The 24,634-nt window shown below is 72.0% G+C and carries 20 protein-coding genes and 2 tRNA genes; 14 read left to right on the top strand and 8 right to left on the bottom strand.

What is annotated here, in order from left to right:
• Positions 1-97: 97 nt before the first annotated feature.
• Genes QK288_RS14095 through QK288_RS14075 form a run of 5 tightly spaced genes read left to right on the top strand, consistent with a single transcriptional unit; the run spans position 98 to position 8,849 of the window.
• Complete coding sequence (locus QK288_RS14095; protein WP_281264915.1) at positions 98-922, top strand: glycosyltransferase family 2 protein; 825 nt, start codon at positions 98-100, stop codon at positions 920-922.
• Complete coding sequence (locus tag QK288_RS14090; protein WP_281264914.1) at positions 919-1,890, top strand: glycosyltransferase family 2 protein; 972 nt, start codon at positions 919-921, stop codon at positions 1,888-1,890. Before QK288_RS14095 ends, QK288_RS14090 begins: the two co-directional genes overlap by 4 nt.
• The gene (locus QK288_RS14085; RefSeq protein ID WP_281264913.1) at positions 1,887-5,447 is read left to right on the top strand and encodes a glycosyltransferase; all 3,561 of its coding nucleotides are present in this window, start codon (positions 1,887-1,889) and stop codon (positions 5,445-5,447) included. The genes QK288_RS14090 and QK288_RS14085 overlap by 4 nt, the downstream gene beginning before the upstream one ends.
• The gene (locus QK288_RS14080) at positions 5,434-7,836 is read left to right on the top strand and encodes a PIG-L family deacetylase (protein WP_281264912.1); all 2,403 of its coding nucleotides are present in this window, start codon (positions 5,434-5,436) and stop codon (positions 7,834-7,836) included. Before QK288_RS14085 ends, QK288_RS14080 begins: the two co-directional genes overlap by 14 nt.
• A complete protein-coding gene (locus tag QK288_RS14075) occupies positions 7,833-8,849 on the top strand; it encodes a glycoside hydrolase family 16 protein (RefSeq protein ID WP_281264911.1) in 1,017 nt (338 codons plus the stop codon). The genes QK288_RS14080 and QK288_RS14075 overlap by 4 nt, the downstream gene beginning before the upstream one ends.
• A gap of 85 nt (positions 8,850-8,934) precedes the next feature.
• On the opposite strand, the gene QK288_RS14070 is transcribed toward QK288_RS14075, so the two are convergent.
• From QK288_RS14070 to QK288_RS14055, 4 genes are all read right to left on the bottom strand, one after another.
• Complete coding sequence (locus QK288_RS14070; RefSeq protein ID WP_281264910.1) at positions 8,935-10,146, bottom strand: glycosyltransferase family 4 protein; 1,212 nt, start codon at positions 10,144-10,146, stop codon at positions 8,935-8,937.
• Positions 10,143-11,675: an oligosaccharide flippase family protein gene (locus tag QK288_RS14065; protein WP_281264909.1), complete on the bottom strand. Its 1,533-nt coding sequence runs from the start codon at positions 11,673-11,675 to the stop codon at positions 10,143-10,145. The genes QK288_RS14070 and QK288_RS14065 overlap by 4 nt, the downstream gene beginning before the upstream one ends.
• Positions 11,672-12,610 carry a beta-1,6-N-acetylglucosaminyltransferase gene (locus QK288_RS14060; protein WP_281264908.1) on the bottom strand — a complete coding sequence of 313 codons (939 nt, stop codon included), beginning with the start codon at positions 12,608-12,610 and terminating at the stop codon, positions 11,672-11,674. Before QK288_RS14060 ends, QK288_RS14065 begins: the two co-directional genes overlap by 4 nt.
• 93 nt (positions 12,611-12,703) lie before the next feature.
• On the bottom strand, positions 12,704-12,877 hold the full coding sequence (locus QK288_RS14055) for a hypothetical protein (protein ID WP_281264907.1): 174 nt from the start codon (positions 12,875-12,877) through the stop codon (positions 12,704-12,706).
• Between the two features lie 161 nt (positions 12,878-13,038).
• Here QK288_RS14055 and QK288_RS14050 point away from each other — a divergent pair, with 161 nt between their 5' ends.
• Positions 13,039-14,343, top strand: a complete 1,305-nt coding sequence (locus QK288_RS14050) for a glycosyltransferase (protein ID WP_281264906.1) — start codon at positions 13,039-13,041, stop codon at positions 14,341-14,343.
• A 73-nt stretch (positions 14,344-14,416) separates the two neighbouring features.
• On the opposite strand, the gene QK288_RS14045 is transcribed toward QK288_RS14050, so the two are convergent.
• Entirely contained in the window at positions 14,417-15,742 is a 1,326-nt protein-coding gene (locus QK288_RS14045; RefSeq protein ID WP_281264905.1) for a glycosyltransferase, read from the bottom strand.
• Positions 15,743-16,107: 365 nt separating this feature from the next.
• Here QK288_RS14045 and QK288_RS14040 point away from each other — a divergent pair, with 365 nt between their 5' ends.
• The 8 genes from QK288_RS14040 (at position 16,108) to QK288_RS14005 (ending at position 21,928) form a co-directional block, all read left to right on the top strand.
• Positions 16,108-17,322 carry an ABC transporter substrate-binding protein gene (locus QK288_RS14040; RefSeq protein WP_281267600.1) on the top strand — a complete coding sequence of 405 codons (1,215 nt, stop codon included), beginning with the start codon at positions 16,108-16,110 and terminating at the stop codon, positions 17,320-17,322.
• Between the two features lie 144 nt (positions 17,323-17,466).
• Positions 17,467-18,441 (top strand): sugar ABC transporter permease, encoded by a 975-nt coding sequence (locus QK288_RS14035; protein WP_281267599.1) that lies wholly within the window; start codon positions 17,467-17,469, stop codon positions 18,439-18,441.
• Positions 18,428-19,348 (top strand): carbohydrate ABC transporter permease, encoded by a 921-nt coding sequence (locus QK288_RS14030; RefSeq protein WP_281264904.1) that lies wholly within the window; start codon positions 18,428-18,430, stop codon positions 19,346-19,348. The genes QK288_RS14035 and QK288_RS14030 overlap by 14 nt, the downstream gene beginning before the upstream one ends.
• Positions 19,349-19,353: 5 nt before the next feature.
• Entirely contained in the window at positions 19,354-19,791 is a 438-nt protein-coding gene (locus QK288_RS14025; RefSeq protein ID WP_281264903.1) for a hypothetical protein, read from the top strand.
• A gap of 21 nt (positions 19,792-19,812) precedes the next feature.
• A complete protein-coding gene (locus QK288_RS14020) occupies positions 19,813-20,817 on the top strand; it encodes a LacI family DNA-binding transcriptional regulator (protein WP_281264902.1) in 1,005 nt (334 codons plus the stop codon).
• Between the two features lie 166 nt (positions 20,818-20,983).
• Positions 20,984-21,613: an MBL fold metallo-hydrolase gene (locus QK288_RS14015; RefSeq protein ID WP_281264901.1), complete on the top strand. Its 630-nt coding sequence runs from the start codon at positions 20,984-20,986 to the stop codon at positions 21,611-21,613.
• Positions 21,614-21,740: 127 nt separating this feature from the next.
• Positions 21,741-21,816 (top strand) — tRNA-Glu (locus tag QK288_RS14010).
• Between the two features lie 36 nt (positions 21,817-21,852).
• A tRNA-Glu gene (locus tag QK288_RS14005) sits at positions 21,853-21,928 on the top strand.
• 64 nt (positions 21,929-21,992) lie between these two features.
• Here the strand turns inward: QK288_RS14005 and QK288_RS14000 are convergent.
• Genes QK288_RS14000 through QK288_RS13990 form a run of 3 tightly spaced genes read right to left on the bottom strand, consistent with a single transcriptional unit; the run spans position 21,993 to position 24,429 of the window.
• Positions 21,993-22,931, bottom strand: coding sequence for a sucrase ferredoxin (locus tag QK288_RS14000; RefSeq protein ID WP_281264900.1), 939 nt, complete (start codon positions 22,929-22,931; stop codon positions 21,993-21,995).
• On the bottom strand, positions 22,928-24,175 hold the full coding sequence (locus QK288_RS13995) for a cupin domain-containing protein (protein WP_281264899.1): 1,248 nt from the start codon (positions 24,173-24,175) through the stop codon (positions 22,928-22,930). The genes QK288_RS14000 and QK288_RS13995 overlap by 4 nt, the downstream gene beginning before the upstream one ends.
• A complete protein-coding gene (locus QK288_RS13990) occupies positions 24,172-24,429 on the bottom strand; it encodes a BatC protein (protein WP_243561894.1) in 258 nt (85 codons plus the stop codon). Before QK288_RS13990 ends, QK288_RS13995 begins: the two co-directional genes overlap by 4 nt.
• Positions 24,430-24,634 lie beyond the last annotated feature (205 nt).

Here is a 24,634-nt window from a genome sequence, read left to right as displayed (position 1 = left end):
GACGTACCCGCGTCCTGAGTCCTCGCGTACCCCGAGGGCCATCGACCGTCGCCGTGACGGTCTTCCCGATTGCAGCCCTGAACCCGACAGGAGCACCATGTCCGCCAGCACGATCCGTCCCCTGGACCCTCGCGTCTCGGTCGTCATCCCCGCGCGCAACGAGGCGAGGAACCTCGAGATCATCCTCCCGAAGCTCCCGCCGGTGTACGAGGTGATCCTGGTCGACGGCAACTCGGTCGACGACACCATCGCGACCGCCCAGCGCCTCATGCCGACGATCAAGGTCGTGCAGCAGACCCGGAAGGGCAAGGGCAACGCGCTCGCCTGCGGGTTCGAGGCCGTCACCGGCGACGTCGTCGTCATGTTCGACGCCGACTGCTCGGCGGACCCCGACGAGATCCCGCGCTTCGTCGACGCGCTGGTCGCCGGTGCCGACGTCGCCAAGGGCACGCGCTACGCCCTCGGCGGTGGCAGCGATGACATCACGATCGTCCGCAGCCTCGGCAACCGCGGTCTGAACGTGGTCTGCAACCTGCTGCTCGGCGCCCGTTACACGGACCTCTGCTACGGCTACAACGCCTTCTGGGCGGACACGCTGCCCAAGATCGGCCTGCTGTCCTCGACGCTGCCGAAGCCCACCGACGGCTCGATGCTGTGGGGCGACGGCTTCGAGATCGAGACGATCCTGACCTGCCGCTGGTCCGCCGCGGACCTGGCGATCTCCGAGGTGCCGAGCCACGAGAAGCTCCGCGTCCACGGCACCAGCAATCTGAACGCCGTGACCGACGGCATCCGCGTGCTGAAGTCGATCATGCACGAGCGTCGCCGCGCCTCCGAGGCGCAGGCACGCGCGCGCCTCACCCCGGTCACGCCCCGCGTCGTCCCGACCGCCGTGCCGGCACTGGACGAGGAAGCCGCGTGAGCGTCCCGACGGTCGCGGTCGTCATCTGCGCGTACACGCAGCAGCGCTGGGGCGACCTGCAGGACTCGGTCGAGTCCGCGAAGCGACAGCCGAACGCAACCGAGGTGGTGGTCGTCATCGACCACGAGCCCGAGCTGTTCCTGCGTGCGAAGGCACGCTGGCCGGAGCTGCTGGTCGTCGAGAACTCCGAGGACCGGGGCCTGTCCGGCGCGCGGAACACCGGCGTGGCGCTCGCCGAGTCGGAGGTCGTTGCCTTCCTCGACGACGACGCGACCGCCGACGACGACTGGCTGGCCCACCTCGTCGAGGCGCTCTCGCTGCCGGACGTCGTCGGCGTCGGCGGTCGGGCGACCCCGTCGTGGCCGACCGCGACCGGTGCGGGTCCCTACCCCGACGAGCTCCTGTGGATCGTCGGCTGCAGCTACACCGGACTGCCCACCGAACCGGGCGACGTCCGCAATGTGATCGGCTCGAGCATGGCGTTCCGCCGTGACGTGCTCCTCGCCGCCGGCGGGTTCCGGTCCGGGATCGGCCGGGTCGGCAACCAGCCGCTCGGGTGCGAGGAGACGGAGCTCTGCATCCGGATCGCGCAGGCCGATCCGACCGCGAGGATCCGCTTCGAGCCGCGGTCGAACGTCTCGCACCGTGTGTCCCCTGACCGCGTCGCGATGCGGTACGTGCGGCGCCGGAGCTACTACGAGGGCATCTCGAAGGCGGTCCTCAGCCGTCGCGTCGGGGCGAAGGACTCGCTGTCCAGCGAGTCGACCTACCTGACGAAGGTGCTGCCGAAGGCGCTGTTCCGTGAACTCGGTCGGCTCGGGCGAGGCGGCGGGACCCGTGCGGTCGCGATCGTCACCTGCGTGCTCGGAACCGTGACCGGCTACGCCGTCGGCCGGTTCCTCGGCGGCGTCGTGGTGGCGTCGCCCACGCCCGTCCCCGTCGCCGTGCAGCCGGTGGGTGCACCGTGACGCGTGCGACCCTGGCGATGGTCGTCTCGCCGATCACCACGGGGCCGCTGTTCCCCACGTGGGACGGCGCCCTGTGGGTCGGCGAGGTCGACCGCGCGGACGTGCACGCCTCGAGCCACCGCGACGTCATCGCGCTCGACGGGGCCGAGGGGTACCGGCGTGCCCGGCTGCTCGTGCGCGACCACGGCGAGCCCCTCGGGTTCGTCGAGGCGGAGATCACCGAGCGCCGCCGCATCGGCGCGACGATCGACGTCCGCTCCCTGCAGCGCGCGATCCGGCCGATGCCGGCGCCGGCAGCGCGGGTCTCGTCGGTGTCCGGGACGGCAGCAGGTCTGGTGCTGCCGTCCGTCACCGTCGTGCTCTGCACGGACGGTGCTTCGGACTCGACGATGCGCTCGGTGCTCGCCTGCCGGTACCCGTCCTTCGACGTCGTCGTGGTCTCGCACGCGGCCGAGCCGGGTGACGACGCCGTCGTGACGATCGACGGCCGCACGGTGACCACGATCGCCGCACCGTCCGGCGGGCTCGCCGCAGCGCGGAACGCCGGCCTGCTCGCGGCGACCGGTGCGGTCGTCGCGTTCGTCGACGAGGGGGCCGTCGTCGACGCCGGGTGGCTCGATGCCCTCGGGACCGCGTTCGCCACGGACCCCGACGTCGCGTGCGTGACCGGCCTCGTGCCCAGCGCGGAGCTCCGCACGCCGGCGCAGCGGTGGCACGACGAGCGCACCCCGGCGGCCAGGACGATCCGTCGCCGTGTCCTGCGGCTCGGCGACGACCCGGGTGACCTCCCACTGCACCCCTTCGCCGCGTCCGCGTACGGCACCGGGGCGAACCTCGCCGTGCACCGCGCGACGGCCCTCCGGATCGGCGGGTTCGACACCGCCTTCGGACCGGGCACCCGCGTCGGCGGCGGGGACGACCTCGACCTCTTCACACGACTGCTGTTCGCGGGTGCCGCGATCGCGGTCGAACCCGCCGCGATCGCGTGGCAGCGATCGGCAGACGACGTCGCGTCGCTGCGCCGCGCCGCCGCAGCGAACGGCCACGGACTCGGAGCCTGGATGACCAAGAACGCCTTCGACCGCGAGACGCTCGCCGCGTCGATCGACGCTGCTCCAGAGGCCATCAGCGCCTTCGCGCGCCTCGGACTCGAGCAGGGGGACCGTGCGGCTGCCGTCGACGGGTCCGCCGCGTCCGAACCGCTCGACGTCGTCGACGCCGAGTTCGCCGCGACGAAACGTCGGCTCCGCGGGGTCGAACGACGGTCGGCGTTCACGGCGCCGTTCCTCGCGCTGCGCGAACGGATCGGCGGCGCCGGGACGATCGACCGGACGGCGCACGGTCGGCACGAGCTGCAGCGTGGTCTCGAGACCGCTGGACCGGTCCGGGAGGTCCCGACCGGTGCGATGGGGCCCGCTGCGCGCCTCGTCGCGTCCGGCCTCCTGGTGGGCGTCCTCGTCCTCGCCGCGGTCGGACAGCTCGTCGGCGTCCCGGTGCTCCGTGCGAGCGCGACAGCGGTGTTCCTCTTCGCGCTGCTCGGCGTCGCGCCGCTGCTCTTCCTGCGGCCGATGCCCCTCGCACGCTTCGCGGTCTTCGCGGTGACCGGGTCCTTCGTCGCCACGATCGGCATCGGCTACACGATGGCGACGTTCCACGTCTGGGACCCGGTGGCTCCGTTCGTCGTGGTGGTCGTGGGCACGGCGCTCGCGGTGGCGGTCGCCGTGCCACGTGACCTCGCCGAGCTCCGCCGGGCACGGTACGTCGCCGACGACGCTCCGACGCGGCGCCGGTGGGGGACCACCGCGACGGTCACGACGCTCTCGCTGGCCGGGCTCGCCGTGGTCGTCGTCACCGCGCTCACGCACACGGGCGACCCGATCAGGGACGGCCTGTTCGGCAGGCTCGGCGCCGGGCTCGTCGTGGGACTGGCGATCGTCGTCGCCGCGGCCGTGGTCGCGCTGGTCCGAGGCCGTGCCGTCGCCGTCCCCGTGGTGGTGTTCGGCGGCGCGATCCAGCTGGCGCAGGCCATCACGTACGGCATGCCCACGGTGATGGCGGCCGCTCGGCACATCGGCGTGCTCGAGTACATCCGGCAGTACGGTGGGACGAACCCCGCCGCTGACATCTTCCAGACGTGGTCGGGGCTCTTCGCCGCCGGTGCATGGGTGGCCGACGTGGGCGGGATCCAGAACGCGATGGTCATCGCCGCGTGGGTCCCCGTCCTCCTGGCCTTCAGCACGACGATCGCCTCGGGTGTGCTCGCGTCGCACTGGCTCCCGGGACCACGGCGTCCGTGGATCGCGGCGTTCCTGATCGCGATGACCGGGTCGCTCAACACGACCTACTTCTCGCCGCAGTCGGTCGGCATCCTGCTGTCGCTCGTGATCCTCGTGCTCGCGACCGGACCGCTCCGCAGCGTCGACACGACGTCGGTGGACGGGATCGTCGCCGCGAAGCCGCGGGCCCGGAAGGTCGGGCTGTCCCGGATCGTCGGGATCGCCGCCATCGGCATCGTGCTGGCCGTGACCCACCAGATCTCGCCGTACCTGACGGTCGCTGCGCTCGTGGTGCTCGTCGTCTTCCGCCTGGTCCGCCCGTGGTGGCTGCCGTTGGTCGTGCTCGTGCCCGCTGTCGTGTTCGCGGTCATGAACGGCAACGTGCTCGACAAGTTCCTGTCCCTCGCGAACGTCGGGCGCGTGTTCGACAACGTGCAGCCGCCGTCCCACGGATCGACCCTCCTCCCGCAGCCGCTCGTCACGCGGCTGGCGTTCGACGTCCCGGCCGCCGCACTCGTGGTGCTCGGGCTCGCCGCCCTGGTCACGGTGCTGCTCCGTCGCGACCGCGTGCACTGGGGGCTGCTCCTCGCGGCGGCGAGCCCGGTCTCGTTGCTCGTCGCCACGAACTACGGCCAGGAGGGCATCTTCCGCGTCGTCCTCTTCGCCACCCCGTGGATCGCGATCCTCGCCGCGGCGCTGCCGATGCCGACCGGACGGCTGGCGTGGGCAGGCTCTGCCGTGCGCCGGGTGATGCGCCCGGCCGGTGTGCGCGCCGTCGTCGCGGGAGCCGGCATCGCCGCGCTCGTGGCCATCGGGGCGTTCGGGCAGACCGCACTCGACTGGAACCGCGTGATGACGCGCAGCGAATCGGCAGCCACGCAGTACTACGACCGGACCGCGCCGAAGGGCTCGGTGATGCTCCTCACGGGATCCGCGATCGCCGTGCCGAGCAACACCGGTGCCCGGTACTTCGACGTCTCCTACCTGACCCGTGAGGCCCTCGGCAACTACCAGGACCCGTCCGCCACCTACGACCCGGAGGCCGACGTGTCCGACATCACGGCGAAGCTCGTCGACACGTGGCCGGCGACCCAGTACTACGCCCTCGTCGCCGAGCCGTTCGGCGCCTACGGCGAGCGCTACGGGTACCAGACGGACGCGCACTACCAGGAGCTCGCCCGGGCGATGGCGTCCTCGCCGTACTGGAAGCGCGTGTGGTCGTCGGGCACGACGGCGATGTACGAACTGACCCGCGAAGGGATGCGTCATGCAACCAGGTGACAGACGAGGGCCCCGGCGGACACGGCGAACGATCGCCGCGTCCGCCGCGGCCGTGCTCGCGGTCGTCGCGGCACTCGTGGTGGGTCCGGGGCTCGCGGAGACGGCCGGAGCGGCGACGCCGACGGCCGACTGCAGCGCCGGTCGGGTGCTCAACGTCGTCGCGCACCCCGACGACGACCTGTTCTTCCAGGGCACCGCGCTCCGGAAAGACATCGACGCGGGGCGGTGCGTCCGCTCCGTCGTGGTCACGGCCGGTGACGCCGGCTACCCCAGGTACTACTGGGAGAGCCGCCAGGAGGGCCTCGAGGCGGCCTACGCGAAGATCGCGGGCGTCGCGTCCGACTGGACCACCGGTTCCCTCGTCGTCGCGGGCCGGACGCTCCACACCGAGACCCTGACGGCCGACCCCCGGATCGGCCTGGTGTTCATGGAGCTCCCGGACGGCAACGTCGAGGGGAACGGGTTCTGGGGCGACGGCTACCAGAGCCTGCAGCGACTGTACACGGGCGACAGCAGTTCGATCAGCACGGTCGCGGACGCGTTCCACAGCGCGACGTACACGCTGGCCCAGTTGCGGTCGACGCTGCTCGGGATCGTGCAGGACTTCGCGCCGAGCGACATCCACACCCTCGACTACGAGGGGTCGTACGGCGACGGCGACCACAGTGACCACCACACCGTCGGGTACCTCACCGACGAGGTGCAGCAGCAGTACAGCGGCTCGCACACCTTCACCGGGTACATGGGGTACCCGATCTCAGACCGGCCGTCGAACCTCACCGCGGCGCAGACGGCCGCGAAGTCCGACGCATTCTACACGTACGCGCCCTACGACGACCTGACGTGTGCGTCCGCCGACGCCTGCTCGAGCCGACCGGAGTCGTCGTGGCTGAGCCGCGAGTACACCGCCGGTTCGACCGCCCCGACCGAACCCACCGATCCCGTCGATCCGGGCCGGACCGACGTCACGGGCAGCGCCACGGTCACGGCCAGCGCGGAGAACCCCGCTGACGGTCAGACCGCGCTGAAGGCGGTCGACGGGGTCGTCAGCGGGTACCCGGACGCGCCCACCGCCGAGTGGGTCGCTCCGTCTGGTCGTGCGGGCACGTGGATCCAGCTCGGGTGGTCCGGCGGCACGACGCTGTCGTCGATCGACCTCGCGGACCGGCCGAACGGCAACGACCAGGTGACCGGCGGCACGCTGACGTTCTCCGACGGGTCGAGCGTCACCGTCCCGGCGCTCCCGAACGGTGGAGCGGTGCAGACCGTCACGTTCAGCGCCAGGCAGGTGACGTGGGCGCGGTTCACGGTGACGTCGGTCAGCACCACCACGGAGAACATCGGGCTCGCCGAGATCCGCGCGTACGCACCGGCAGGCACCACGACCCCGCCGCCGACGTCCGGACCGACGAACGTCACGGCGGCTGCGACGGTGACGGCCAGCGCGGAGAACCCCGCTGACGGGCAGACCGCGGTGAAGGCGGTCGACGGCGTCGTCAGCGGGTACCCGGCGAACCCGTCGGCGGAGTGGGTCGCCCCATCGGGCCGTGCCAGCACGTGGATCCAGCTCGACTGGGCGGGCGGCACGACCCTGTCCCAGGTGGATCTCGCCGACCGGCCGAACAGCAGCGACCAGGTCACCGGCGGGAAGCTGACGTTCTCCGACGGGTCGAGCGTGACGGTCCCGGCACTCGCCAACGGCGGCACGGTGCAGTCGGTGACGTTCGCCGCGCGGCAGGTCACGTGGGTGCGGTTCACGGTCACGGCCGTGAGCGCGAGCACGCAGAACATCGGGCTCGCGGAGATCCGGGCGTGGGCACCGGCGGGGACCTCGACGTCCACGCCGACGCCGACCCCCACGCCGACCCCGACCCCGACCCCGACGCCGACCCCGACCCCGACCCCGACGCCGACGCCGACCCCGACCCCGACGCCGACCCCGACGCCGACGCCGACGCCGACGCTGTCGGACGTCACCGGCTCGGCGACGCCGTCGGCGGTGGCGGACAACCCGGCGGACGGTCAGACCGTCGCGAAGGCGGTCGACGGCGTGCTGTCCGGCTACCCGGCGAACCCGTCGGCCGAGTGGGTCGTGCCGTGGGGGCGGACCGGGATCTGGTACCAGCTCGACTGGTCGAAGCCGGTCGCCCTGCAGCGGATCGTCCTGTACGACCGACCGAACGCCAACGACCAGGTCACGAGCGGGACCCTGACGTTCTCGGACGGCAGCCAGGTCGCCGTCGGCGCGCTCCCGAACGACGGTTCGGCGCTGACGGTCGACTTCACCGCCAGGAACGTGACGTGGGTCCGCTTCACGACCACGGGGGTCTCCGGCAGTACCGTCAACGTCGGGCTCTCGGAAGTCCGCGCGTGGGCGACAGCGGGATGACGACCGACGACGATCGCGTCGGCGACCGCGACGTCGACGCTGTCCGTCCGCTCGACCAGCTGGCTGCGGCGGCACACGGTGCGGCGCCGGCACACGGTTCCGGCATCGCCCGGCACCGTGTGCCGTTCCGCGCCGGTGGACGGCGCACCGCCTTCGCGGTCGGAGCACTGGTCGTCGCGGCCGGGGTGGTCGCGGCGTCGACGACGACCGCGACCGGAGACGGCGCCGATCCGAGCGGGGTGAGCATGCCGACGAGCGACGGCAGCGGGTGGAACCGGGTCTTCTCGGAGGACTTCGACGACAGCACCCCGACGGGCGGGTTCGAGGCGGACTACGCCGACCGGTTCTCCGTCTACCACGGGTTCGCGGACACCGCTGGGACCGGGCGGTACCAGTCGTCGGCGCTCACCGCGCACGACGGCATGCTCGACATGCGCCTCCGGACCACCAAGGGCGGCACCCCGCTCGCCGGTGGGATCGTGCCCCTGGTCGACGGACGGTGGGGTGGGCAGACCGCCGGGCGCTACAGCATCCGCATGAAGAGCGACGAGGTCGACGGCTACGGGGTCGCTGTGCTGCTCTGGAGCGACGAGAACGTCTGGTCGGACGGCGAGATCGACTTCCCCGAGGGAGCGCTCGGCGCGCCGGCCTCCCTCAACGTGCACTGCCTCGAGGACCCCGCGGAGAAGTGTGTCCAGTACGAGACGGCCGCGTCCCTGGCGGACTGGCACACCTACACGATCGAGTGGACCCCCGCGCGGATGTCGTTCCTCGTCGACGACGCCGTTGTGGCGACGACGACCCAGAGCATCCCCACGTCGCGCATGCACCTGGTCGTGCAGGCCGGTTCGAACGCCGGACACCCGCCGCGGAGCGCCGCCGGGTCGCTCCTCATCGACTGGATGACGATCGACGTTCCCGTGGACGGGGCCGAGCCGCAGGCGACCCTGCCGTCCGGCGGCCGACCGGTGCCCGACGACGGGACCTGGACCGCCGACACCTCGGGCAACTGAGCCGACCCGGCACCGCCGCGCCGGCCCGGTTGCGCCGGTACCGTCGCGCCGATGCCGGTCACGGCGGTCCCCGTCGGTCAGGGCCTCAGCGCCGCGCGCGTGCCTGCAGTGCGTCGAGCAGGGCGGTCACGTGCGGGGCCCGCCCGTAGCGGTCGAGCACCCACGTGCGGCACCGTTCCCCGAGGGAGGGGTCGTGGACCGCCTCGTCGAGGACGTCGAGGACCCGCTTCGCCAGCACCTCGGTGTCCGACGGGTCGACGGTGAAGCGCTCCCACCCGTCGGAGAGGATCTCCCCGGTGCCACCGGACGCCGCGGCCACGACGGGCCGCCCGGTGGACATCGCCTCGACGACGACCCGACCGAAGCCCTCCGGCTCGATGGACGGCGCGACGACGAGGTCAGCGGCGTGCAGGAGCGGGACCACGTCGTCCCGCTCCGGCACGACGAGCACGGAGTCCTCGGGGAGCTCGGCGACGGCGCGGTTCACGGCGTCGGCCTCGTCCGGGTAGAGGGCGCCGGCGAGCACGAGGCGCGGCAGGCGTCGCCCGGACGACGCGGACGCGGGGACCGTCTCCGGCTGCCGTGCCGCAGCGGTCTCGAGCACGCGTGCCCACGCCTCGAGCAGCGCGAGCACGCCCTTCGCACGGGTGAGCCGGCCGTAGTACAGGACCGTCGGTGTGGCGTCGTCGATGCCGAGCACCGCACGGGCACGGTGCACGTCTGCCGGTGTCGCTGCGGGGAAGTCGTCGGTGTCGATGCCGTTCGGCACGATCGTGATCCGGTCGGCAGGCGCGCCGGCAGCGCCCCATGCCGTCGCCATCGCCTTCGACACGGCGAGGAACTCGGTCCGGCCACCCGCCATGGGCCCGATGCGGTTGTAGTTCGGCGCGTGGTGCAGGTGGACCGCGAGGGGTACACCGGACACCAGCGACGCAACCCGCCCGAACGGCAGGTACTCCGGCCGGTTCAACCACAGGACGTCGAGGTTCGCACGACGGAGCCGCAGACCCTGGCGAGCGAACCGCCAGGCGTCGCGGACGGCCGTCCTGATGCCGAAGCGGTAGTCGACCGCGTCGTGCAGCGGCACACCCATGGCCTCGAACGGCGCGCGTCCGTCCTCGGATCGTGGCGAGTGGGCGTTGCGGTGCCAGATCTCGACCTCGTGGCCGGCGGCGAGGAGCTCGGCCGTGTCCTCGAGGACGCAGCGTTCCAGCCCCCCGGTGATCGCGAGTCCCGTCGTGACGACGCCGATGCGGAGTCGCCTCGAGCCGTCCTGCGTGTGCTTCCGTCGGGTCATGACGCACCTCCTCGTGCTGCCCGCAGCCGACGGAGGAACCACGGGAGACACCCGAGGACACCGATGATGCGGAACCAGTTCCAAAAGACGTCCTGCGGCACGAACAGCGATGCCGCCGCGACCGTCAGGGCTGCGAGCACGGGGAGCACGATCCGGAGACCCGGCCCACGCCACTCGCGTCGGTCGGGCAGCACGAACAGCTGCATCGCGGCGAGGACCACGTAGGCCACCACCGTCGCGATCGCTGCCCCGGCGATGCCGAACAGCGGGACCAGTGCGAGGTTCGCACCGATGTTCACGGCGCCCGCGATCGCGGCGATCACGCCGACCGCCACGCCGCGCCGCTCCACGAGCAACAGACGACCGGTGGCTCCGCTCGCGACCACCGGGAACGCCGTGATCGCGACCACGAACACCACGACGGTGAGTTCCTCGACGCGGTACGACGCCGGTGCGAGGATCGGCAGCGCCACGGGGGAGACCAGCGTGACGGCCAGCAGCACGGGCGCGAGCATCCGGTACAGCTCGTCGCGGGAGTGCATGGCGAGCTGCCGGCGGGCGACGGCGTCGCGGAGTGCGGCGAAGTGCGGTGCCCATGCCTGGTTCGTGAACGACAGGAGCAGGATCACCGCGGAGCCGACGACGTAGGCGATCTGGTAGCGCGCGACCTCCTCAGGGCCGAGCAGCCGCTGGACGACGACACGGTCGCCGGCGTTCAGCACGAAGTACGACAGGTTGCCGAGCGCGATCGGGATGCCCAGCTTGAACGCGCGGGCGTTCGTCGCGCCGTCGAACAGCCCGGCCAGGCGCGGCCGCGTCGCCGCGATCCCGATGACCATCGCGACGCCCTGCGCGACGACCCCGCCCCAGGCGTACGTCGTCGCGTCGGCGTGCACGAGCGTGAGCAGCCCGAGGCCGATGATCGAGCCGCCGATCGACGACAGGAGACTCGTCACCGCGAACACCTTGATGCGGTCCTGCGCCACGAGGAGCGCCAGCGAGATCTGCACGATCGCGGCCGGCCCGGTCCAGAGCACCGCGACGAGGAGCAGCGGGTGGTTGCCGATGAACCCGGCGGCGTCGGCCCAGACCGGGATCGTGGTGAGTGCGACCACGGTGACGATGCTCGCGGTGACCATGCCGACGGCGAGGAGTCCTCGTGCACGCCGGTCGTCGCCGTCCTCGGCCCGCTGGAGCACCGACGCCTGGTCGATCCCGGCCACTGCCAGCACGACGAGCGCCTGGTAGAGCGCGATCGCGGAGGCGAGCACACCGAACTCCGCCGGCGGCATGAGGTGCGCCAGGACGGGGGAGATGAGCGACGAGACGACGAGCTGCATCGACCAGACGACGACGTAGAGCAGCCCACGGCCGAAGAGCGCGTTCGCACCCTTCCGGACGGCGACGCTCCCCGTGTCGACCGCGCCGAGCGCGGCGTCGGACGACGCCGACGACGACGCTGCGGACGCGGCCGCGGAGGCCTCACGGGCCTCGCGCGCCTCGCGCCGGGTCTGCGGGGGCACGGTCACGGTGCGACCACCTCCGGCGTCGGCGGTGAGACGACCGGCGCCGCAGGGGACGCCCGACGTCGCAACCCGAACGCCTCGTCCACGACCTCGAGCAGGTCGGTGCTCCGCTCGGTCGAGAACTTCCGCGCGAACACGTGCGGCAGGTCCACGTCCGAGCCCGTCCGACGCTCGAGCAGCCGCCCGGCATCGACGATCGTCAACCACGGCGGGCTCTTCATCGCCGTGCCGTCCCACCCGATCCACCACAGCGAGTGCGGCACGTGCTCGTCGGCGAACCCCGGGGTCAGCGCGGGCGAGCTCAGGATCGACGGCACGAAGGTCTCGTCGGCGATCCAGCTCCGTCGCCAGAAGCGGACGAGGTCAGGACGCCGGTCGACGACGTCGACGACCGCTGCCGCGTGGTGGCGAGCCAGGACCTTGAGCTGCGAGCCGCCGGCGAGGACGACGTCCCGTGGCATCCGCCGGGGCACCGGGAGCCGCAGCATCGTCTTCCGCCACGCCCAGTGCCGGTACCGGAGCCTGGCCACACCACCGTCGCGCCCCCACGCCGGGAACGGCAGCGGGTGCACGGCGAGGAACGACTGCTCCCGGTGCGCTGCGAGGAGTCCGGTGATCTCGGCCGCGTCCGCGAGGGGGTAGTCGCTGCCCGTGAGCACCGCGACGTGCGAGGCGTCCGTCGTGGCGAGCGCCGCCCGGTACCCGGACACCTCCGCTTCGACGTTCTCCCACTTCGCCCAGCCGGTGCGGATCCTGGGGAGGACCACGACCCGTTCCGGCAGCCCGTCCGTCATCGCGCGGAAGACCGGTTCCGGCGTCCGCGCGTCGCAGTGCAGGAACACCGGGAACGGGTCCAGCGCCTCGACGAGGCGGCGGACGTGCGCTGGGTCCTCGTGAGCGAGGACGATGCACGCGGGCACCGTGCTGGGGATGGCCATGGACGCGACGCTAACCGCGCCGTTCCGGGCCGGACAAGGCGACCGGAGGCCCTCTGCGGGGAAGCGGCGGTTTCCCGCACCGCCCCGTCGTGATCAGCGTTTCCGGCGGAACTCCGGGCAGTCGCAGAGCGCGCAGTCGGTGCCGGGACGGTAGTGCTCGTGGGCGTCCTGGACGTGCCCGCAGACGCAGGTCGCGGCGTCGACGACGACCACGCGCTGCTCCGACGAGACGACGACACCGAGCTCGGTCGCGGGGCCCAGCGGCATTCGTCCTCCTCGTGCCCGACGTGCTGCCGTCGGGTCGTCTCGAGCGATCCTACGGGGACCGGACCGCTGACGTGGCGGCAAACCGCAAGAGGGACGACCGTCGCCGCATCCCGGCGGGCACGCCGTTGACCGCGCGCGAGGGTGCCCGGAGCATCGGGGACATGAGCGACCACCAGGCGACCACGACCAGCGTGCTCACCCTCACGCCCGCGATGCCGTCGCCGGACGCGCCCGCATGGACCGGCGCGGCCTGGGTCGGCGCCGTCGACCGGCAGCAGGCGCTCGCCGCGTCCGCCGTCGAACTCGCCGGCGCCGACGGCTTCCGCCGCGCCCGACTCCTCGTCCGTGACGGACGGGAGGTCGCCGGGTTCGTCGACGTCGCGGTCGACGCGACCGGCGACGTGGACCCGGCCGAGCTGGGACCGGCCCTCCGCGCCCTGCGCACCACGAGCCTCCCGTCCGTTCCGCTCGGACCGACCGACGGCCGGATCTCGGTCGTCATCGGGACCCGCGACCGACCGGACGACGTCCGTCGGTGCGTCCGGTCCGTCCTGGCGTCCGACCACCCCGACTTCGAGGTGTTCGTCGTCGACAACGCGCCGACCACCACGGCGACCCGCGACGTGGTCGCCTCGTTCGCGGACGCTCGCCTCCACTACGTCCTGGAGGCCCGACCCGGCGTCTCGCGCGCACGGAACGCCGGTCTCGCCCTCGCGTCAGGGGCCGTGGTCGCCTTCGTCGACGACGACGTGGTCGTCGACCGGGGCTGGCTCGCTGCGCTCGCCGACGCCTACGCCCGCGACGCGGACGTCGTCTGCGTCACCGGCCTCGTGCCGAGCGGTGAACTCCGGACCCCGACGCAGCGCTACTTCGACGAGCGGGTGACCTGGGCGCGGAACACCGACCGCCGGGTGTTCCGCACCGCGGCACCGCCGGCCGACCTGCCGCTCTTCCCGTTCTCGGTCGGGGCGTTCGGTACCGGCGCGAACATGTCCCTCCGTCGCTCGGCAGCGCTCGCCCTCGGCGGGTTCGACGTCGCGCTCGGCCCGGGGACACCGTCCCGCGCGGGGGAGGACCCCGACCTGTTCACCCGGGTGCTGCTCTCCGGCGGGGCGCTCGCCGTGGAGCCCTCCGCGATCGTGTGGCACCGGCACCGCCCCGACCGCGCGGCGCTGCGCTCTCAGGCCCTCGGGTACGGGACCGGGCTCGGCGCGTGGGTCGCGAAGCTCATGCTGCGCCCGCGGACGGCGTTCGCGGTCTTCCGACGAGCGTTCGGTGCCCTGCGGCAGCTCGGCGCGCTCGGCCAGGGCGCCGGAGAGGTGTCCGCGGCCGTCGACGCCGTCGGCGGGTGGCCCGTCGACGAGGAGTTCCGCGCGGCGACCGCCGGGCTCAAGCGCGTCGAGCTCGTGGCGGCGCTCGGCGGTCCGTGGCGCTACGTGCGCGGACGTCTGCGCTCCCGCGCGTAGGCGCGCGCCCGCGGGCCGCGCTCCATCGCCCACGGAGCGGGCGGCGGGCGGCCGGCGCGGGCGCCGCGGCGCGCTAGGGGCGGAAGCGCCCCTCCTCGACCTCGCGCCAGAACCGACGGCTCTTGAAGTACGCCGCCGGGCCCAGCGGGAAGCCGCGGAACTCGTGGTACGCCAGGGACCGGGGGATGCGGGTGGTCGACGCCTCGGTGATGGTCTCGGCGGCCGCATCGCGCTTCCCCGCGAGCCGCGACACGAGCTGCGAGAGCTTGATCTTGCCCGCGCGGGGCATCAGCCGCGCCAGGACCAGCGCGTGCCGGCGGTCCTTCGCGATGAGCTCGCACATCAGCGCGGTGAACCCGACGCCGTTCGAGTGCAGCTGCCCGTGCAGTCCCTCGAGGGTCTGGCGGTGCCGGTGGTGCACGACCGCGCGGGGTTCGAAGCCGATGCGGCCGCCGCCCCAGAGGATGTCGATGAAGATCGCGAGGTCCTCGCCGCCACGCGCGGGGACGCCGGCGCCGAGCACGGGGTCGAAGCCGCCGACGGCGTCGAACGCGGAACGACGGACCGCCCAGTTCGCCCCGGCGCCGTACCCGCCGATGCCGTACACGGCGAAGTGCTTGCGGACGGTGCCGTCCGGGCTCACGGCAGAGGCCTGCGCGTGCCGCATGACGCCGGGGACGTCGTCCGGGACGATCGTCACCGGGTCGAAGGTGCGCTCGCCGCTGAAGCCGCCGTAGTACGCCTCGTACCAGATCTGCGCGGGCGTCTCGAGCTCGACGGGCAGGATCATCCCCGTCACGGCGGCGACCTCCGGCTCGCGGACGAAGCGCGTGCCGATCGACCGGAGCCACTGCGGGTCCACGCGGACGTCGTCGTCGGTGAACGCGATGATCTCGCCGCGCGCGGCCGCCACCCCGCTGTTCCGGCCGATCGAGCAGCCGGGGCGGCGTTCCGTGACGAGTCGGACGTCGCGGCCCTCGAGCAGTCCGGGGAGCGCGTCGATCTCGGGCACCTTCACGCGGTTGTCGACGAGGACCACCTCGTAGTCGGGGTAGTCCAGGTCCTCCAGGAAGTCGAGCAGCTTGCCGATGTCCTCCACCCGGGTGACGATCGTCGACACCACGATCGAGATCATCGGCAGGTCAGCGTCCGGAACCGGGGTCGCCGCACCGCCGACGCTGTGCTCGTCCGCGACGAGCGGGGCGAGGGCCCGCGCGGCGTCGGCGGGGTCCTCGGTGAGGAGCACGTCGAGGGTCGTCACGGGGAACCCGCCGCGGTAGCCGACCACCAGCGCGGAGGAGCCGGTCTGGTCGGCGACGAGCCGTGGCAGCGGAGCATCGAGGTCGACGCTGACGACCCGACGCGGGCCGGGCACGGTGACGGGGGAGAGCTGGGTCATGACCCGGACGCTACGTCGGTCCGGCAGTGTCCCTCAACGGCGGGCACCAGCACTGGCGGGGATCATGCGGGGTTCCGCAGCCCGGCGCGACATCGTCGGAACCGCGGGTGAGCGCTCACCCAGAAAGTCTGGGCAACTCCAGAGGTCACGCTCAGGTCACGGCTTCGATGCAACCGGTTGCAAAACGCTGATCCCGGGCGTAGCTTCCACTCCCAGCAGGCAGCGTCGCCTGCTCCAGGTGGTCGTCGTCCGGTACCCGAGACGACGACTCCTGGTGATCTCGATGAGGAGACAACGCTGTGAAGAACACACGCGCGAAGGTGCGACTCGCATCCGTGGCCGGGGTCGCCGTGATCGGCCTCGCCCTGGCCGGCTGCTCGAGCGGGAGCTCGGCCTCGGACGACGCCAAGAGCGGGCAGGACAGCCGCGGCCCGATCACGTACGTTCAGGGCAAGGACAACTCGAACGTGGTCCGGCCCCTGATCGCCAAGTGGAACAAGGCGCACCCGGACGAGAAGGTCACGTTCAAGGAGCAGTCCGACCAGGCCGACCAGCAGCACGACGACCTCGTGCAGCACTTCCAGGCGAAGGACGACGGCTACGACGTGGTCGACGTGGACGTCGTGTGGACCGCGGAGTTCGCCGCGAAGGGCTGGCTGACGCCGCTCACGGGATCGATGAAGGTCGACACGTCCAAGCTGCTGCCCGCCACCGTGAAGACGGCGACGTACAACGACACGCTCTACGCGGCACCGCAGACGTCCGACGGCGCGCTGCTCTACTACCGCAAGGACCTCGTCAAGACCCCGCCGACCACGTGGTCGGAGATGATGGACGACTGCCAGATCGCCAAGGACAACGGCATCGGCTGCTACGCCGGCCAGTTCGCGAAGTACGAGGGCCTCACCGTCAACGCCTCGGAGGCCGTGAACGGCGCCGGCGGGTCGATCCTCTCCAAGAGCGGCACGCCGGACGTCGACACGACGAAGGCCAAGGCTGGTCTGCAGAACCTGGTCGACGCGTTCAAGGACGGGAACATCCCGGCCGAGGCGATCACCTACCAGGAGGAACAGGGCCGCACGGCGTTCGAGGACGGCAAGCTGCTGTTCCTCCGCAACTGGCCGTACGTCTACAGCCTCGCCAAGACCGACGGCTCGTCGAAGGTCAAGGACACCTTCGGCATCGCCCCGATCCCGGGTGCCGACGGCGTCGGTGCATCGACGCTCGGCGGTCACAACGCCGCGATCAGCGCGTACTCGAAGCACAAGGCGACGGCGCACGACTTCCTCGAGTTCCTGATGTCGAGCGACACGCAGAAGTTCTTCGCGACCCAGGGCTCGCTCGCTCCGGTGCTCGGTGACCTCTACACGGACTCCGAGCTGACGGCGAAGCTGCCGTACCTGCCCACCCTGCTGAAGTCGATCCAGAGCGCGGAGCCCCGTCCCGTGACGCCGTACTACCCGGCCGTGACGAAGGCGATCCAGGACAACTCCTACGCGGCACTCAAGGGCTCGAAGAGCGTCGACGAGGCGATGAAGGACATGGAAGCCGCCCTCAAGGCGGCGACCACCAGCAACTAGCGGCTCGCGCCGCATCGGACTGGAGGCACGGGTCACCCGTACCCCTGCCTCCAGTCCGCCCCTACTTGCGTCCCGACACCGGCAAGGAGGCCGTCAGTGTCAGCAGCAACCGAGATCCCAGCCGCCATCCCGAACCCCCAGGGTCTGGAGCCGCCCAAGCGGCGGCGCGGCGGACTGAACGCCGAACACGGCCGATGGGCCGTGTACCTGATCGGCCCGACGATCGTGCTCCTCGCCGTCGTCATCGGCTACCCCGTCGTCAGCGCGATCATCCAGTCGTTCCAGCTCGACGCCGGACTCGACAAGGCGACGGGCCTGTTCGTCGAGGGCGGCTTCGCGGGCGTCACGAACTACGTGCACTGGCTCGGCCAGCAGTGCGGCAACGTCACGTGCCCCCCTGGCAGCCTCGGCGCCCAGTTCTGGGTGTCGTTCGGCAACACGTTCTTCTTCACGGTCGTCACCGTGCTCGCCGAGACGCTCATCGGCGTCTGGATGGCGATCATCATGAACCGCAACTTCAAGGGCCGCGCGCTCGTCCGCGCCGCGATCCTGGTGCCGTGGGCGATCCCGACCGCCGTCACCGCGAAGCTCTGGTACTTCATCTTCGACGCGAACGGCGTGCTCAACCACGTCATCGGCCACCAGATCCTCTGGACCAGCGGCGAGTGGGCGTCGCGGTTCGCGGTCATCATCGCGGACACGTGGAAGACGACGCCGTTCATGGCGCTGCTCATCCTCGCGGGCCTGCAGCTCATCCCGGAGGAGGTCTACGAGGCCGGCAAGATGGACGGCGCCTCGACCGTACAGCGCTTCATGCTCATCACGCTCCCGCTCCTGAAGCCGGCGCTGATGGTCGCGATCCTGTTCCGCGTGCTCGACGCGCTGCGCATGTACGACCTCCCGGCGATCCTCACCGGCGGCGGCGGTGGTTCCGGCAACGCCACGACGACCCTGTCGATCCTCGTCGTCGACCAGATCAGGCAGGGGTTCAACTCCGCCTCAGCGCTGTCGACGATCACCTTCCTCATCATCTTCATCGTCGCGTTCCTGTTCGTGCGGTTCCTCGGCGCGAACGTCGTGCAGACGCAGGCAGCCCAGCAGAAGGGTGAACTCAAGTGACCCTCGCAGCAGACCGTCCCCGGTCGTCGACGCGTTCGCGCGAGCGGTCGATCGACCGCGCCGACGTCCGCGTCCAGCGCCACACCGGCCCCGGGTCCGCACCGCGATCCAGGCGATCATCATCGCGGTGTGGTGCCTCCTGCCGTTCTACTGGATGGTGGTGACGAGCTTCCGCGACGTCGGGTTCACGTTCGACGCCACTCCGTGGCCGACGCACGTGACGCTCGACAACTACGCGACGGCGTTCTCCACCGAGCTCGGCAACCACCTCGGCCGGGCGCTGCTGAACAGCCTGCTGATCGGCGGCGTCGTGACGATCATCGCGCTGCTCGTCGGGACCTCGGCGGCCTACGCGCTGGCCCGGCTCGAGTTCAAGGGCAAGTCCCTCATCGCCGGCGCGATCCTCGCGGCGTCGATGTTCCCGGGCGTCGCGCTGATCTCCCCGCTGTTCCAGCTCTTCACGGACATCGGGTGGATGGGGACGTACCAGGCGCTCATCCTGCCGAGCATCTCGTTCGTGCTGCCGCTGACCGTCTACACGCTTGCGTCGTTCTTCCGTGAGATGCCGTGGGACCTCGAGGAAGCGGCGCGCATCGACGGGTGCACCCGCGTGCAGGCGTTCCGGCGGATCATCCTGCCGCTCGCCGCACCCGCCGTGTTCACCACCGCGATCCTGGCGTTCATCTCGTCCTGGAACGAGTACCTCATCTCGTCCCAGCTCTCGTCGGACGCCACCCAGCCGGTCACCGTCGCCATCGCGTCGTTCGCCGGGACCCAGCCGCACCAGGAGCCGTACACGGCGGTGATGGCAGCGGGGACGATCGTCACGATCCCGCTCGTGATCCTCGTGCTCGTCTTCCAGCGGCGCATCGTGGCCGGCCTCACCGCCGGCGGTGTGAAGGGCTGATCGCCATGGAGTACCGCGCACCGCGTCGACCGTCGGCACCGATCGAGGAGGCCATGGGCTTCGTCGGCTTCTTCGGCGTCGCGTTCCTCGCCGTCACCGTGTTCTGCGAGTTCACCGGCCGACCGGCGCTCGGCTGGGCGCTCACCCTGTTGGCGTGCGTGCTCGTGCTCGTCGCGCTCGACCGCTGGCGGGTCCGGGTGGTCCGTCGGTCGGAGGCCGCCGAGGCCCTGGCCGCCGACCGCGTCCTCCGCCGCGACGAGCACCCGGTCGGGGTGCACGTCCCCGGTGGCCGCGCGCCCGTCGAGACCGTGTTCCGCGACCACGTGCACGTCGGGTTCGACGAGCGAGCGCCGCGACCGCATCGCACGCGAGCCGTCGCGCGGACCGGCGCCGGGCCCGTGACCCGTGACGCGGGGGACGCGACGCACGGCGCGGACGGCTGACCGGCCTCCCGGCTGTGTCCGATGGGGATCCAGGAGATCGCGACCGTCACCGGGCTGTCCAAGGCCACCGTGTCCCGCGCCCTGCGCGGACTCCCGACCGTGGCCGACACCACGATCGACCATGTGCGCCGGGTCGCCGACGAGCTCGGGTACGTCCCGAGCTCGGCGGCGGCCGGGCTCGCCACCGGGCGGCAGCGTGCCGTCGGCGTCGTCGTGCCGGTGTTCGACCGCTGGTTCTACGTCAAGGCGCTCAGCGGGGTCGATGCCGAACTGCGGCGGGCGGGGTACGACCTCGTGCTCTACAACCTCGGCGGCCCCGGGGGAGACCGTGACCGGGCCTTCCGACGGTCGATGCTGCGGCAGCGCGTCGACGCCCTCGTGCTGCTGTCGCTCGTGCTCGACGAGACCGAGCGGAGCGAGCTGCAGGTGAGCTCGTTGCCCACCATCGTCATCGGCGGCCCGGCTCCCGGGCTCCGGAACGTCGGGATCGACGACGTCGAGGTCGCCGGCATGGCGACGGAGCACCTCGTCGGGCTCGGGCACCGGCGGATCGCGTACGTCGGTGGGCAGGACGAGGCGGGCATGAACGTCGCGGTGCCGTACCGGCGGCGGGACGGGTTCGTCGACGCGATGCACGGCGCCGGACTCTCGGTGCCGTCGTCGTGGATCGCGGACGGACGGTTCTCGTTCGCCGGCGGGGTGGACGCCGGCCTGTCGTTGCTCGCGCCGGGTGCCGATCGACCGACCGCGGTGTTCTGCGCCTCGGACGAGATGGCGCTCGGCGTGATGACGGCGGCATCGCGGGTCGGGTTGTCCGTGCCCGACGACCTGTCGGTGATCGGCATCGACGGGCACGAGTACGGCGCAGCTGTCGGGTTGACGACGATCACGCAGGACCCCGAGGCGCAGGGGCGTCTCGCCGCCCGCGCGGTGCTCGCCGAGGTCGACGGCGCCGCGGTCCGTCCGGTGCCGCCGTCGCCGGCGTCGCTCGTGGTGCGGTCGTCGACGGCGCCGCCGCGGTCCTGACGGGCGGGCGCTGCCCGCCGCCGCGGTCCTGGGCGGGCGCTGCCCGCCGCCGCGGGCCTTCGCACAACGGAAAGCAGTCCGCACCACGCGAACGCGCGGCGCGGACTGCTTTCGGTTGTGCGGCGGCGAACGGAACCACATCAGCACCCCGCGTACGCTCGGCAGCATGGAGGTCACGAAGCTCGAGCACGCCTGCCAGATCGTCGACGTCGACGGGGCGCGGCTGGTGATCGACCCGGGGAACTTCACGCGCGACGTGGACGTCACGGATGTCGTCGCGGTCGTGCTCACCCACGAGCACCCCGACCACGTCACCCCGGCGCAGCTGTCCGGCATCCTGTCCCGGAACCCCGGCGCGGTGGTCTTCGGTCCGGGCGGAGTCGCAGCCGCGCTGCCGGACTTCGAGGTGGACGTCGTCACGGACGGGTCCTCGCGGTCGGTCGGGCCGTTCGCGCTGACCTTCCACGGCACCCGGCACAACGTCATCCACTCGTCCGTCCCGGTGATCGACAACACCGGCGTCATGGTGAACGGGCGGCTGTTCTACCCCGGCGACAGCTACACCGTCCCCGGCGTACCGGTCGAGATCCTAGCCGCACCCGTCGGCGCCCCGTGGCTCAAGGTCGCCGAGATGATGGACTACGTCGCCGCGATCGCACCCCGTCGCGCCTACCCCGTGCACGAGGCGACCCTGTCCGACATCGGCTACGGCATGCACACCGGCCGGCTCCGCGAGATGGTCGAGCCCGCCGGTTCACTCGTCCTGTTGCAGCCGGGCGAGTCGCTCACGATCTGAGCGGGGACCGGACTGGAGGCTCGGCTCGGCACGTGCATGCACGCTGCGGCATGACGGCACACCCGGGCGACACGCCTCGTTTTGGCAGGTCGGACCGCTTGTGCCATACTTGTCGAGTTGTCGGAACGGCCCCATCGTATAGCGGCCTAGTACGCTGCCCTCTCACGGCGGTAACGCGGGTTCGAATCCCGCTGGGGTCACCACAGGTGGCTTAGCCCGAGTCCGACAACGTGTGCCGCGGCCCCATCGTATAGCGGCCTAGTACGCTGCCCTCTCACGGCGGTAACGCGGGTTCGAATCCCGCTGGGGTCACCAACCGAAGGTCCTCGTCCACACGGACGGGGACCTTCGTCGTTCCCGGCCTGGTGTCGCATGCCGGTCACCCCGCGGTGGCCACGTCGCGGACGACGAAGCGCGGGATCTCCACGGCGACCGTCGCCCGACACGTCGAGAACGTCGGGACCGAGTGCACACGATCGAGTGTGACCACGACGGCTCCGGCGTCCGAGTCGAGCTCGACCGACCATCCGGCCGGGTGGTCGAGCGTCTCCGGAGCGCGCACACCGCGCGGCCGGAAGGCATCGATGCGGTGGTCTCCGGAGCGTGCCGCGGCTGCGGCGACGGCAGCCTGTTCGACGTGGGAGTACAGCGACCGTCCGCGGAAGCCGTCCGGGACGACGATCCCACGCGTCGACGCCTCGGCGATCGCGACGGGATCGAGTTCGTCGACGCGTCCGTGGTTCAGCCCGTACGGGAACAGCATCGTCGTCGCCGCGAACCGGTCACCACCGAGGTGCGAGCACTCCCAGGTCTCCTCGGGGAACGCCTCCGCCAGCTTGGCTGCGACCGACCGTCCGCGCACGGCGCAGCACTCGTCGTGCCGGCCGTGGGCGCACACGGCGAAGACGGGCCGGTCGGATGGCGTTCCGGTGCTGCCGTCGAGCGGGAGCGACAGCAGCTCGTCCGGGCCGTCGGCCTCACCCCACCGCACGGTCGCGAGCCCGGTGTCGACGACTGCCCAGCGCCACCGGCCGGCACCACGGGACCGGCCGGGGCGGCGGATCGCGAGGATGCGCATCCCGGCACGCTGCACCCGGCGCGCGAGGGCGATGCCGGTCTCGGGCGGGAGTGCGGGGGAGTCGGCCCAGACGTTCCAGCCCCACGCACCCGCGACCTCGACGAGCAACCAGCGGCGACCGGGGGACGCGGTGGCGGTGAGGTCCTCGTCGCGGGACCGGGAGCGGTCGCTGCACGCCGGCCCACCGGCCGAGCGGGGGAGTCGGGGATCGGCCGGACCCGTGCGTCGCCACTCGGTCACGACGCCGGTACCAGCACGCCTTCCCGGAGGAGCCGACGGACCACGACGACGGCGTCGTCCTCGTCGAGGCCCGGCAGGGACCCGACGGTGTGCGTCCCTCCGGCGTGCAGCGTGCGCACGGCATGACCACACGATGCCGGCAGGCGGATCGTCGTCGTCGGCAGGACGACGGCCACGCGCTCGCCCTCGTCGCGGACGTCGGCGTGGAGTCCCTCGCGCCACCGCACCCGATCGCCGCCCGAGAGCGTGCCGAGGAGGTCGACCGTCTGCAACGGGCGGACCGGCTCCGGACGGGTGGAGCGACGGAACCGCGACCCGACGGTGTGCGCGACCTCGTCGACGGCCGAGCCGACCGACGCCGACTCGAGGAACCCGATGAGGTCCTCGGCAGCGGCGCGGACGTCCGTCGCGATCTGGTCCGGGTCGCCGAGGTCGACACCGAGGGGCAGCGATGCGCGGAGTCGGTCCGATCGGAGCGCACGGGTGATGAGGTCCCGCGCGAGGTCGGCCCGGGTGACGGCGGGGATGCCGATCGTCAGGTGGATGGTCGTGCCGCCGAGTGCGGTCGCGGAGTGCAGCCAACCGCGAGGGAGGTAGAGCGCATCACCTGGACGGAGCACGGTGTCGATCGCGGGTGCTCCTGCTGCCCGCGCGGCGACCTCGCCGCGTCGGTCGCTCCACGGTTCGTCGGCGAACGGGAGCTCGTGCACGGGCTCGTGGATCACCCAGCGCTTCGCCCCGGCGATCTGCAGGACGAAGACGTCGTGCACGTCGTAGTGCGGGTCGAAGCCGCGCGACGATGCCGGCGTGATGTAGGCGTTGACCTGCGCGGGGTGCCCGAGCTCCGCGACGAGCCGTCGCGTGAACTCCTGGATCGGCGGCCACGTGCGGTGGAGGCCCTGCAGGACGATCGTCGAGCCGGCAGCGAACTCGGCGAGGACCTTCTCGGAGCTGACCTGGTCGCCGACCTCGGCGCCGTAGCCACCGGGTGCGGTGAAGGCGCTCTGCGGGAGCACGGTGCCGTCCTTCGCCATCCGGATGAACGGCGTCCGGAGTCCTCGGACCGAGAGCAGCTCGTCGGCGGCCTCGGTGGAGAACAGGTCGTCGAACGTCGAGCCGAGGTCAGCGGCGCTGCTCAAGAGCGCGCGGCGACCCCAGTACTCGTCGGCGAACCGGGCGACGGGGACGGCGATGCACCGCTCGAGGGCGCGCGCCGTCTCCGTCGTGTCCGGTCCTCGGCTCACGCGGAGCCGTCCGCGCCGCCGTCGTGTCCGTTCGGGTTGGCGCCGCCGTCGGCCGGGCCTTCGCCGGCGTCTGCGGAGCCGTCGGCACCGCCGTCGTGTCCGTTCGGGTTGGCGCCGCCGTCGGCCGGGCCTTCGCCGGCGTCTGCGGAGCCGTCGGCACCGCCGTCGTGTCCGTTCGGGTTGGCGCCGCCGTCAGCGGGGCCTTCGCCCGCGCTCTGGGGATCCGTGGTGATGTCGTCGTCGTTGATGCTCATGTGCGTCCCTCTCCGTCGTGCGGCCGGGTGCCGTCTGTGCCCGAGCGTAGGACGTCCGGCTGGCGGTGGTCCAGGTTCGTCCCGCAAGCAGGGTCGGGGTCGCGGACTCCCGGGGGATCGAGTGCGCAGAAGTGGCGACCGATCTCGGGCCCAGGTCGCCGTTTCGGCGCACTCGATCGCCGTGCGGACCGTGGCAGACGGCGTG

Source organism: Curtobacterium sp. 9128, from assembly GCF_900086645.1.
In the GTDB taxonomy this organism is placed as follows: Bacteria; Actinomycetota; Actinomycetes; order Actinomycetales; family Microbacteriaceae; genus Curtobacterium.
Note: the sequence above shows the minus strand (reverse complement) of the source record. Positions and strands in the feature narration are given on the sequence as shown.